This is a genomic window from Gracilinema caldarium (assembly GCF_029265695.1).
Classification (GTDB): Bacteria; Spirochaetota; Spirochaetia; order Treponematales; family Breznakiellaceae; genus Gracilinema; species Gracilinema caldarium_A.
In genome coordinates, this window is the sequence record NZ_JAJUHW010000060.1 from 1 (window position 1) to 11,702 (window position 11,702).

Annotated in this window: 9 protein-coding genes and 1 riboswitch; of the genes, 3 read left to right on the forward strand and 6 right to left on the reverse strand. The window is 45.5% G+C overall.

The genetic code is table 11. The annotated features are described in order from the left end of the window. A partial coding sequence (locus tag Q7P68_RS13030; protein ID WP_304226372.1) for an ABC transporter ATP-binding protein occupies window positions 1-522 on the reverse strand: 522 nt, incomplete at its 3' end. A gap of 22 nt (window positions 523-544) precedes the next feature. Then, window positions 545-1,150 (reverse strand): ECF transporter S component, encoded by a 606-nt coding sequence (locus tag Q7P68_RS13035; RefSeq protein WP_304226374.1) that lies wholly within the window; start codon window positions 1,148-1,150, stop codon window positions 545-547. Between the two features lie 52 nt (window positions 1,151-1,202). Next, window positions 1,203-1,297: riboswitch (TPP riboswitch) on the reverse strand. 265 nt (window positions 1,298-1,562) lie between these two features. Here Q7P68_RS13035 and Q7P68_RS13040 point away from each other — a divergent pair. Further along, window positions 1,563-2,534, forward strand: a complete 972-nt coding sequence (locus Q7P68_RS13040) for a hypothetical protein (protein WP_304226375.1) — start codon at window positions 1,563-1,565, stop codon at window positions 2,532-2,534. Window positions 2,535-2,828: 294 nt separating this feature from the next. Beyond that, on the forward strand, window positions 2,829-4,793 hold the full coding sequence (locus Q7P68_RS13045; RefSeq protein ID WP_304226377.1) for a LamG-like jellyroll fold domain-containing protein: 1,965 nt from the start codon (window positions 2,829-2,831) through the stop codon (window positions 4,791-4,793). 42 nt (window positions 4,794-4,835) lie between these two features. Here the strand turns inward: Q7P68_RS13045 and pelG are convergent, their stop codons facing one another. The 4 genes from pelG to Q7P68_RS13065 are packed head-to-tail and all read right to left on the reverse strand — an operon-like array spanning window position 4,836 to window position 9,824. Continuing rightward, window positions 4,836-6,224: an exopolysaccharide Pel transporter PelG gene (gene pelG, locus Q7P68_RS13050; protein ID WP_304226379.1), complete on the reverse strand. Its 1,389-nt coding sequence runs from the start codon at window positions 6,222-6,224 to the stop codon at window positions 4,836-4,838. Further along, window positions 6,224-7,648, reverse strand: coding sequence for a GT4 family glycosyltransferase PelF (gene pelF, locus Q7P68_RS13055; protein ID WP_304226380.1), 1,425 nt, complete (start codon window positions 7,646-7,648; stop codon window positions 6,224-6,226). Before pelF ends, pelG begins: the two co-directional genes overlap by 1 nt. Then, a complete protein-coding gene (locus Q7P68_RS13060; RefSeq protein ID WP_304226382.1) occupies window positions 7,641-8,390 on the reverse strand; it encodes a hypothetical protein in 750 nt (249 codons plus the stop codon). The genes pelF and Q7P68_RS13060 overlap by 8 nt, the downstream gene beginning before the upstream one ends. Before the next feature lie 9 nt (window positions 8,391-8,399). After that, window positions 8,400-9,824 carry a GAF domain-containing protein gene (locus Q7P68_RS13065; RefSeq protein WP_304226384.1) on the reverse strand — a complete coding sequence of 475 codons (1,425 nt, stop codon included), beginning with the start codon at window positions 9,822-9,824 and terminating at the stop codon, window positions 8,400-8,402. 31 nt (window positions 9,825-9,855) lie between these two features. Here Q7P68_RS13065 and Q7P68_RS13070 point away from each other — a divergent pair. Continuing rightward, the coding region (locus Q7P68_RS13070) for a tetratricopeptide repeat protein (RefSeq protein WP_304226386.1) at window positions 9,856-11,702 on the forward strand (1,847 nt) is incomplete at its 3' end.

Below are 11,702 nucleotides of genomic sequence, written 5' to 3' on the forward strand. Positions count from 1 at the left end.
CAGGTCACGGAAAAGTTCTTGGGAGCGGGCTTCGTCCAGATAGGAAGTAGGTTCATCAAGAAATAGAATATCCGGTTGCTGGATAAGGGCCGCCGCGAGGGAGAGCCGCTGACACTCGCCCCCGGAAAGCTCAAGGGGATTGCGGCAGCGAAGACCTATCATGCCGAAACGTTCCAGTATAGTTGCTATACGGGGGGCAATCTCTTCCGCTGGCATGGCTCGATTTTCCAGCGGAAAGGCAAGCTCTTCTTCCACGGTCGGAGTAATCACCTGGGCTTCCGGATTCTGCAAAACCAGGGCTTTGCGGGTGTAGGATAGCCTGATGGTACCCGTAAGTTCCCCACCCACATGATCTGGCACAAGGCCTGCGAGAGTAGCAAGCAAGGTCGATTTACCACTCCCAGAAGGTCCATGGAGCAGCACCCGGTCTCCCCGGTGAATGACGAGGTTTATGTCCCGCAGCAAGGGTTTTGCCCTGCCGGGGAAACGGAAGGAAGCCCCTTCCAGCCGGATTTCTTCCATAATAAGTGTTCTAACCGGGCTCCTATTCCTCGTTCTCAGCAGTTTCTTCCCGAATCAGGTCGTCGGCGCAGCGCAGGTTCGATGCCACGCCGGTATGAATAATACCGCGGCCGATGCGGTAGGCAAGCCAGCCTGCCCAGAAGAGGCCGCCAGCAGATACAGAGATGATCTGAATGGGCCAAACCCAGGGCTGCAAGGTCCAGTACTGGCTGTAAAAGAAGTCTAGAATATACGAAAAGATTGATGAACCTAAGGCCGCTGCGAGCATGACCGGGAGGTTCCATTTCTTGTACCTCGTGGCGGCAAAGACTGCTTCTGCGCCGAGGCCCTGCACAAGGCCCCAGATGGCGGCAGTTATGCCCCATTGGGTTATAAAGCCCTCGAGAATTGCTGCAAGCACCTCTCCGAGCAGGGCCGCCCCAGGCCGGCGGATAATAAAGGCTACCAGGGTTCCCCCGATAAACCAGACCCCTGCCAAAAGGTAGTCTAAGCCAATAGCTGACAGGGGTTTTGCAAGGGCTGCAATGAAGGTCCAGGCCCAAAAGAGGACACCGATGGCGATGGAAAGCACCGCCAGGACCACGACTTCGTTCAATTTCCAGGAAAACAGTTTGTTGTTCCCAGCCATAGTTGCTCCTTCCCGGGCTATGCCGGTACGAAAAAATGGCTGTGGGGAATGGTGTTGAGATGCGTCAGGCTCCCTTCGCTGGCATTACCCAGATCAGGTTCAACGGGTATAATCTCAGGCCCCCCGGGGCCACCCCACGACATACATGAGTCTAGACCGCTTTGGATACAAATGTCAATGGTGGTAAAAATCGACAAAATAGACGAATATTTTGCGAAATATAGACGATTATGTCGAATAATAACATGATGGGAGCTATACTATTTATTCTGCTGTTGTAAGTATTTGCTATGTATGAAATAAGTATTATATTATATATTGTGTTGATATAGATGAATTGGCATGGTTTTTGCAAATACTATTATGCACCGTAATACAATTAATTGCCATGGTAATGGCTGGAGGATAGGATATGAAACGAAATTTACTATTAGGATCGGTAGTGCTGGTAAGCATGCTCTCCTGCACCATGTGGGACAGTCCGGACTATGAAGCTGCAGTAAAAGACATGCTCCTTATGTCTGCGGTCGCGGAGAACGAAGTGAACACCTTAAGCAAGGCGACACTCCCCATATATGACGAGCACTTTTTTACCAATAAGGAATTGGATGTAAGTTCCATAAGCGGCACTGTTGGTGCATCCTTAAGCGGTGCCTTAACCAATTATCCAGAATCGGGGCAGAACACCAAATATACGGTGACCAATAAGGGGAGCGGTGTGTACTTTGTACAAACAGAAACCCGGTATCGGCTAGGGAGCAACCGGGAAGTAACCTATGAGGATTATTACCTAAAAGATACAGAACTTGACAATAAACTAACCAACGCCGATCCGGTTTGTGATCAAAATGGGACTACCGATTACCTCTTTCGCGCCCGGTTTGAGACAAACTTTAGCCTTATGAATTATGCAAAAAGCCGGACAGTTCCGAGTCTGAGGAAAGAAACGATTGCTGATATGACAACGAACAAAAGTTTATTACAGTATGCTTCCTTTGACGGTCTGGATCTAGCTCAGGTTTTACAAGCAGCTTCTTATGAGCCATCACCGGACCAAAATGCTACCTACAGCTCCAAGGTTACCTATACCCAGGAAATAAAGACCCAGCAGATCGGCCTTTCCTACTACCTTGGTAAACATGTAGATCTAACCCTGGATGGAGTCCGCTATTATACAGAGGTTCCTGCGGGTAGTGATAAGAAAGTTTCCTCCCTCTATTTTGAAACCTGGAAAGACGAGTCGGGGAACATTGTTGCAAAAACCGTAACCGTATACAGTTATACTATTGATGCTTCGGGAAATCGGAGCTCTAAACTGGTCCGCAGCCGGGCTACCCTTTATATTCCGAATAGTTCGCCAGTTACCTTTGATTCAATAGAGTAACGAAACCGCTTATTAAGCGATTCGGGCTTTCTGCAGCTTCTCTGCAGAAAGCCCTTTTTATTTCTACATTATTGTCGAAAAATAAACATAAATCGCCAAAAATGTCGAAGTATTAGTTGAATACCCTTCTATAAACCCTGCAAAAATATTAATATTCTCCAATTTATTTATTTTATTTGTTTATTCTATAACAATATATAAAAATCATTATATTTTAGCTACTTAATCCTATTTTTGGCATGGTTTTTGCTTTTTAAAAAATAGGGTTCCCTCGGGAATCATGTGGAGGTTTCTATGAAACGATGGTTTATATCAAGTCTGGTGATCGGACAAACAGTTTTGGCAGGCCTCGTTATTGCCGCAGGTTTTGCATCTTGTACTCTGACCACGAGCCCGTCCAATTTGTCGGGCGAGCTTGGTAGTTTCCGGTCCAGCTATATGACCACCTTTGATGTGCTTAATAATTCCTTTACCCAATCGGGGAAGGCCTTAGTTCCTTTTAATAAGAGGATCGATTCCACTTTAGCCAGAGCGACGGTACCGGTGGATGATAGTACCGCTATTACGCTTCCGACCGATAGCAAACCGGTTACCGGGTCCCAGACGAATTACCCCGAGGTGGGGCAGACCAGTTCCTGGACTATTTCCAAGACAGCTACGGCGAACGTGTATTTTGTTCAGGTACTCACCACGTTCCCCAGCTATGATCCCCGGGAAAAACAGGAAGAATGGTATTATATACTCGATAATCCCGATGGGTCTCCTGCAGCTTTGGGTACCTGGACCAATGCGGATATTGTGGTAAAGGCTAACGGCTCAGTTGATTCCAAATTCAGAGAGCGGAACCGGCTCTATTACCGAGATGGGAGCTACCAGGACGAAGTGATCGTGGATGTTAAAAACTTGGGCAGCGCTTTTGCTCCCTTTGACATTAACGGCAGTCTCGATTACCCCAGCGCTTTTGTCCCCCAAACCGACGCCAGCGCAGCTTATGCCTCGGTAGTTGTGTATACCCGAAACTTTACCGATACTCCCTCCTACAGTTTCTGGAAAGGGAACCGGGCCCGGGCTATCGTTGGTATCCGATACTATACGGAAAAGGTCAGTGCGGACCATAACCAGCTTGTGGGAACCATGATTGTGTTCGAAAAGGCTATTACGAGTACCAAAAATGAAAGCGGTGATTTCTTAAATACCTATTCATCCCTCTTCCTTCCTGGTTTAGCGGTAAATACTGACAACGCTTTCCTCGCATTAACGGTAGTTCGCCAGCAGACGACCTACAAACTTTCATCCTATTCGGGGCCAGCAACCTATACGGTAGATTACAACTCGGCTACCCGAGATACCCGGGCTAAAACACGGGTGGTAAACATTGCAACCCAGCAGGACAATTATGTGACTCTTATTAATAACGAGGCCGCTCAAATTACCAGCGCCTATGACACCGTCTGGGTCCCCTCTGGAGACGATCCAGAAATTGTAAATCTTTCTGGCGGTTCCGTGTTTGACAAGTCCGCAAATCAGGTTGTAACCACGAGCGATTCTGCACCGCTCAGTATTGTAACCTCTGCACCATTAGGAGACTTCGGTTCTTTTTATCATGGACTTGATGACCCAAGCAGTGTAGGCATCGGTACTACAAATGATATTCCCGGCGACCTTGCAGGAACCGGCGATGTGACCGTCTTTAATGGTGCTCAGGGTATGACCCTTCCAAATACTGGCACTGTATACGATTTTCACGACAAGGGCACCATTCAGGCCTGGGTGTATCTTACCACACCTATTGCATATGGCGGCATCGTCCATGCGGGGGTAAAGTCGGACTTTTCCGACGAGATTTGGTCACTTCAGTTCTGGGGAAGTGGCAATGACCCCTGTTTCTCCCTCTCAGCTCAAACTCCCTATAAATATGATTATCTTGTGGCTAAAACTAAGCTGAACACGGGCCGTTGGTATTACCTAGTGGCTACCTGGGACTTAGCAGCTAAACAGATGAAGCTCTATATCGACGGGGTCTTAAACAAGAGCGGCACTTTTAGGAATGTCAAGGCTACTTCGACCTTTGCTGGTCCTGCAACTCCTCCGGTTCCTGTGGTAGTTGGTTCCCAGTTCTTCGATAGCACTCAGATCCTTAACAACTACTACGGTTTAAATGGCAAAATTAACGGTGTGCTTATCGAAAATCGCGTCTGGAGCGCAACAGAAATACAGCAATTCTATAATAACAATAAGGCAAAAACTGCAGCGTGGTAATAACATCCCCCTGGGACATTAGTTCCCGGGGGATCGTGGCTGCTACGAACTTTTCTTCATCCCCAGGGCTCGGAGAAAGAGAATTTTCTCTATTTTTCTGGTATTGGTTTTGAGGAGGTGGTATCCGAAGTATGTGGCTATGGCTCCGGAAGCAAGGTGACCAGCTCCAGGCAGCAATAACGGTATGAGCCAATAGATAAGCCCTGCAATGGGGCCATTCAGTATGAAATACAAAAGAGCTGTAACCATTGCTTGTTGATACAATTCAAAATAATACAAATACACAAGGACTGTCATAAGGGTAAATTGGAAAAAAGCTGCCGCTAAGGATAGGGCCATGATTGGATTTTTAAGTGATTCAGGACCGTACAGGTATAATAAAAATCCAAACCCTAACGTACAGAATCCTTGGAGGAGACTCTGGTCTTTCAGTTCATTCTTAAGGCTGCTGAGAAGTTTCTGTTTAGCAATCTGTATTTTAGTCCAGGGAGTATGGGTCAGGGTGAACAGAAAATGCCGTGTATCAATATATATTTGGGTTTCGGCAATGATGACAAAATACACAAGCCCGGGAATTATAGAAAGCCCTGCAATATACACCGTATAGTCATATGCGGGGAATACTTTGAGACCGATGCCTTGTATGGTCTCTCCTTTAAAAAACCAAAAGAATAGTTTGTCTAGCCATTGCCCGGCATAAAAAAAGAAGCCTGAAGCAATTAACCCCCCATAGGTGCCCAGATACTGCCAGAATGTTTTCCATCCCTGTTCTGGTTTTTTCGGGGGATACTTAACGAGAGCGATGGTTAAAAAAAACACATCGATGACTGCAAGTCCCCCCGTATATCCAAGAAGAGCGCCTGCAACCCCGTATTGTTGAGCAAGGATCGGTGCAGTGAATACCGATATGCCCATACCTCCCAGAAACACGAGGAGAATTATCAGATACTGTTTAAGCAATGAGATAAACAGCATGATGATCCATAATATGTTTATAACCGTAAAAAGTGCGGTTATCCCCATGCGGAACAGATGTTCATCGTTTCCAATTTGGAGAGGGATAATAAACGACACAGGAATTGCAATGGCCAGAGAAAGTACTACAGCAAGCAGCAGAAAGCGGAGCATCCATGAGGCAGCTTCACCATGTCTGCTTTCCCATACAAGGTCTGCAATAATGCGGGTAAAATGGTGGTGAAGGGCGGAAAAAAGGCTTAAGGAAAATGCATAACTATAAACAACGACGACCTGGAATACGATGAGGTGTTCTACCTTGAGCGTGGCGAGAAAGCCCTGAAGTAAGGCCATGGCAACCACGGAGATAAGCCAAGGCCCGGCAACAATAAAGACCCCTGAAACAAGGGCTCCAATTGTTTCATATAAATTGCCCCGGCTTATAATTTTGCGCAGCTGGAATCCTATGCCTGCCATCAGGTTGCCTCTCCATCGTGAGATTTCCATTGTTCGGGACCGAGCTGGGCATATAGTTCCCGGTACCGCTGGATCAGATCCTTTTTATTGTAGAGTCTGATTGCTTTTTGCTTATTCCGCTCATTTATCTCCTTCATGAGATCTGGATGTTGATACACATACATGACATTTTTGGCGAGTTTCTCCGGATCCTTAGATGGTGCGAGGAATCTTTCGTCGTAATCGAGCATCTCTGGTGCATTCCCCACCTTGGTGCTGATGCAGGGGACACCAGCAACCCAACCTTCCAAAATAACAAGGGGCTGGGCTTCACGGACACTGGTAAGGAGCATAAGATCTAAAAAGGCATAATACTCTAAAACGTTCTGTCGACCGGTAAAAATAAAGCGATCCTGGATATGGAAACTTTCTACCATAGCTAGGCATTCTCGGTAATATTCCGGTTCCTCGTCGGTTGGCCCAATGGCGTAGAATGTAGCTTCTGGAATTTGCTCCAGCACAATTTTAGCGACCGCAATGTAGGTCTTTACGTCCTTAATGGAGACAATCCGGCCGACGAGCCCCACATGAAAGCCAGGCTTCTTTTTCCGTTCCACCGATGAGAACCGTTCAATATCAATACCATTTGGTATAACAAGGCATTTGGCCGGATCTGCGCCTAGTTCTATTTGTTTTTGGCGATTTTCTTCAAAAAGAGCGGTAACTACATCAGCAGATTGGTAACAAATTTTGCTTAGGTTGTTGTAAATGTTTATCCACATGTCTCGCTGATAGCCACGTACAAAATCAGCTTTTCTAATCTCGATTTCCCGTTCTTTATGATACAGTCCATGTTCGGTAAGTAAAAAAGGTTTGTTATGTTTTCTGCTTGCTACCAAACTTGCAAGCCCAGCAAAGCCGGTAGAAATGGCGTGGTAGATATCCGCTTCGGGCGCCCTGGCTTGGAGAGTATTAAAAAGAAGTCTATGGGATGACTGCCATGCCCAGAAATAGTCTGAGAATGGATACGCAGGATTCTTGCGTAGATTGGATTGCACCAGGAGGTTCCAGAGATGTATATCCCTCAATAAGCCATTATCGAGCTCTTCTATTCTCTTTGGTGCGCCAATTATAGCGTTAAAGTTAACTGTTTTACTTTCGAACATCTGCTGATGGAATTGCAGCACCGCGGCAATGGAGCGCTTCCCAGGTCGCACTCCTGCCTTTTTGCGGGGTGCGTCACTCAGGACTAGATCCACATGCTCTTTTACATTGGGCGGGAGGGTATAACGGAGTTGTTGATGCTCTTGGGGTGAAAGGGTTAAAAGGGAAAATTCAACTTCCGGTAAACCCTGGATAATATCCTGAACCCAGGCTGCAACTCCGCCGGTAATGAACGGATAAGATCCTTCCAGAACCATGCACACCCTGAGAGGCTTACTCATTCTGAACTCCTATACCCCAGAACTTAAGCAGTTCGGTATCCTTGCTGTCACGAAAGAGACGGGAGATTTTGTTTAAATAGTTACCAATACTTCTAAAGGAGCCAATTTTAAAGTTATATTCCGCGGCAAGCAGGTGTAGTGTGGTATTTTTCGGGTATCGTTCAATACTCAACATGATTTCTTTTCTTGCTTCCGCCAATTGGTTTAAATCAAATAATATTTTGATGAATACCGCAATGTCTTTTTCCGGATCGGTGAGTATGTGTCTATATTTTTTAAAAGTTGCCTTTGCTTCCCCGAGATAAAAGGTTCTTAAAAGTGGTCGTTTCTTGCTGATGGCAGCAAGGCTCAGGTAGGCTTGCATGATGGTCCGCACCGATTCTGATGTTTCTTCTGTTTCTAATTTTTTTAACATCGACACAATGATACTCAGATACCGCTGTTCAAGAGCGTTAATACTTTCTGCTGCAAACAGGGCTTGTTCTTTGTCCGGAAGCTGGAGCATTTTGTCAAAAATAGTTACCAGAATAGTAATAGTATCAATATCCAGTTCATTTTTTGCGAGCAATCGGTCAATTTCCTGAAAGTCCCAGGGTTCTTCGAGCAATGGATGTACATTAACAGCCCGATATACATAATATTCAGGACCGATAATGTCTTCCATATAGGCTGTAAGCGCCTGTGCCTGGGTCCGGGGAATAAAGCCTGTTTTAGTGATAAACAGGTTTCGGAAATTCTCCATGAGATGCTCCTACAAGCGCTGTACCGAAAGGAGATGTTCCGCTTCGGCTACCATGCTGTCCACCGTGACATTTGCATTGGTGGCGGTACTGAAACCAAGTATAAGCTCAACTGGATAGTTTTGTGAATTAGCCGAAAAGGTATAGCCAGAAAGGAGGGCAAGTACATCGAGACAAAAGAAAGATGTACCATCATGATCCAGCCCATTTACGAGCAGGGCAATCTGGTTGTCGTCTTTATAATGAAAAGCCTTTGATTTTATCCGTTTTGTCTGGTCAATTACCTCTTTTAGCTCAAAAGGGAGCCTCCGTAGCTGATTCCGGTCTACTTGTGCTTCCAGTTCATCAAAATTAACTATTTCCATGATAATTAGAGAAACACTGCCCCCTTCATATTTAGTTCGTTCAATGTCATCTTCCAGGCTTTTGTATAATAGGGTAAACAGGGGGTATCCGGTTATGGGATCTAGTTCCTGTTGGTTTTGGAGCTGCTCATATTCTACGATATGCCGTAAATAGGGTTCAGACAGACTTAAAAGAATTTCAAGAATTGATTCAGTGTACTGAGAGTAGTATTCAAAAGGGAGTTTTTGTATGTTGAGGACACCCCAAGCCTTGCCGCTAATAGTAATGGGCAGGGTGAGTATATTTTTTCGTGTGTCAAAGCGGTCAAATTCTGCACTGTTAAGGAGCATTCGTACCGAAAAGAGTTGTTTGTTGCGGAACACATAGCCTTCTATGGTTCCGTCCAGTGAACGACTTGCAGATTGGGTCTTGTCAGTAGACCAGCCGTATACTGCTGCGGGTACAAGGATGTTTTCTACTTCATTGAGTCGCCAGATCTCACCGACGCTCATGTTGGTAAAGAGCGCAATGGTGTCTAAAATGGTGTTCAAAGCTTCATCTAGGTTGAGCGAGGCAAGTTTTTTTACCCGGTCATGGAGCAGGGTAATGGAATCCTTTTGGCTCGATACCCGATTTTCCAGAACCTGATGTACCCGTTCCAAAATACTGATGCGTTTTTCAAGGATTGCTACCCGGTGAACTGCCTGTTTGTAACGCTCTAAAAACCGTCTTCGGCCGATGAGAATCCGGTTGCGAATGAAGGCGGTTAGAATGCATAAAATAAATCCGCCAAGCAGGGTATGGAAATGGGAAGCGGTAAGGACATCTTCCCAGGTGAGTACACTTGTATTAATATAATAAAAAGAAATTCCTATTACTTCTGCGATAGCAAGAATTGAGCCTATGAATGCGGGCAATAGATCATAGAAGCTAAAAAGCAGTACAAAAATAACGGTATAAAAAATAAAGAATAAATCTTGGCGAACGAGTTCTCCAAAGAATGCAATATCTAGCAGGGCTGGTAATGAGGAAAAAAGAAAAATTTCTACAAAAACTCTAATTTTAACAGCTCTCTTTTTTACAGAACTCATATATATTATAATCGGATACAAGGAGAAAACTATGAAGCGCATTTTTTTATTCATCCTTGCTGGAGTTTTGGGTTTGAACAGTTTTGCTGAGTCATCCCCAAAACAGAAACCTTTTTTTACTCCTCAGCCAGAAGGTCTTGTTTGGGTAGAGGCAGAAGATGCGGTAACTACCAACATGACTGACCAGGCAACACTTGACTATGCATCGAGTGGCTACCGTATGCTCCAGCTAAATCGTGAAGGTACCGCAAAAGGTGCTCCTTTTTATGCCGACTATAGCTTTGTTGTTCCTGCTGAAGGCGCTTGGAATATATGGGTCGGCGGTACTCCTCCGGGACCGGAAAGTGATTTGTTAGCTTCTTTTGTGTCTCCTATCTCTATCATTGTTGATGGTGGAAATCCCATTCCCATATACCGGGAGCAGGTAGAAGTAGTAGAAAAATATTCTAATACCAACCACTGGTATGTACTAAAACAGGCTCTCCCGCTCTCAGCGGGTATTCATACCATACGTTTTGAAGTTTCTGAACAACGCCGTTATGATTCTCGCTTTTATTTCTTTCTGGATGCCTTTTTTTTGTTACACAAAGACTCACCGCTTGCAAAAGGTTCAGTCGATCGCGCCTTGGTTCCCCAACGATTTCCGCTAGATCTTGCTAACCGTAAAATTGACAACCCGTATCTGACGATTCCCCAATATGAATATGCTATCCAACAGAACCCCAAAAATAAGGAAGGTTATCTGTTGCTCGCTCAAGTGTATAGTCTGATTGGGGATCACGGAAGCGCAATAAAAACCCTGTCTCGGGGTAAGGTTATGGCCGGAGAAGACAGTCGCTTTACCTTGCTAGCCGCAAAAAGCCGGATTTGGAGCGGAGAGATTGATGAAGGGATCCGTCTTTACAAAGAATACCTGAAATCTCCTGATGCGGAACAGGATGTGTGGGCCGAAGCAGCGAAAATATGTGCCTGGCTTATGAAATATCAGGATGCTGAAGATCTATACCGTCAGGCAATTGCCAAGTACCCCGAGGACCTTAATCTCAAGGTAAATTATGCCCTTACCTTGCTCTGGGAAAGCAAGGTGAGGGAAGGGGAACGTAGGCTTTCTGAACTGTGGCAAGATATAAAAACCGATCCACAGCAGATTCTTACACTGGGTGCGATTTATGACATCAGCGGATATCCTGACAAGGCCATCAATGTGTATTTGGAAGGGGCGCAGGAACATCCCGAACAGATAGAAATGTACCTCAGGCTTGTTCGTACCTACAATAAGACCAACCAGGGCGATAAGGCTGCAGAAATCCGCAATCGGATTTTGGAGCTGTATGAGCCTTCGGAAGCTTTATCTTCAGTTTTGACCCTGCTCGACCAAGAAGCTGCCCTTAAGGAACAGGTGCTCGAAAATTATCGCCAGCGATTGCTAAAGGACCCGGATAATCTGGATTTGCGTATGGAATTGGTTCGGGCCTACAGCTGGAATGGAAAACTTTCAGAAGCACTCATGGAAAACCAGAATATATTGATAAATAAGTTATATTCTATTCTCGTCAGCTTGGATACGGATTTGCATGATGCGTATCGTCTTATGGATATGCTCCAACTGCTCAAGGAACCTGCAACCGGTCTCCCTCTATTGATAGATGAGCGGATTGGGGCAATAAAAAAAGCACAGGAAAATCTGAAACAGGCTATGGTTCAGGATAGCCAGGCACAGAAAAGTACCGATAGCGTAAAACGAGAAAAAGCTCAGGCTGCTTTGCAGGATGCACAAGCGCAACTTGCCCGCGAGGTTGCCCGATCTACCGCAATTGTGCAATGGGCTGAAACATTCTTAATACCCCGTGTACAAGGTTATATAGAACAGGTTAATGG

What these genes read in the sequence shown, in the direction of transcription:
- Q7P68_RS13035 (WP_304226374.1), bottom strand. Translation starts at nt 1,150, where the DNA reads ATGGCTGGGAACAACAAACTGTTTTCCTGGAAATTGAACGAAGTCGTG.
- Q7P68_RS13040 (WP_304226375.1), top strand. Translation starts at nt 1,563, where the DNA reads ATGAAACGAAATTTACTATTAGGATCGGTAGTGCTGGTAAGCATGCTC.
- Q7P68_RS13045 (WP_304226377.1), top strand. Translation starts at nt 2,829, where the DNA reads ATGAAACGATGGTTTATATCAAGTCTGGTGATCGGACAAACAGTTTTG.
- pelG (WP_304226379.1), bottom strand. Translation starts at nt 6,224, where the DNA reads ATGGCAGGCATAGGATTCCAGCTGCGCAAAATTATAAGCCGGGGCAAT.
- pelF (WP_304226380.1), bottom strand. Translation starts at nt 7,648, where the DNA reads ATGAGTAAGCCTCTCAGGGTGTGCATGGTTCTGGAAGGATCTTATCCG.
- Q7P68_RS13060 (WP_304226382.1), bottom strand. Translation starts at nt 8,390, where the DNA reads ATGGAGAATTTCCGAAACCTGTTTATCACTAAAACAGGCTTTATTCCC.
- Q7P68_RS13065 (WP_304226384.1), bottom strand. Translation starts at nt 9,824, where the DNA reads ATGAGTTCTGTAAAAAAGAGAGCTGTTAAAATTAGAGTTTTTGTAGAA.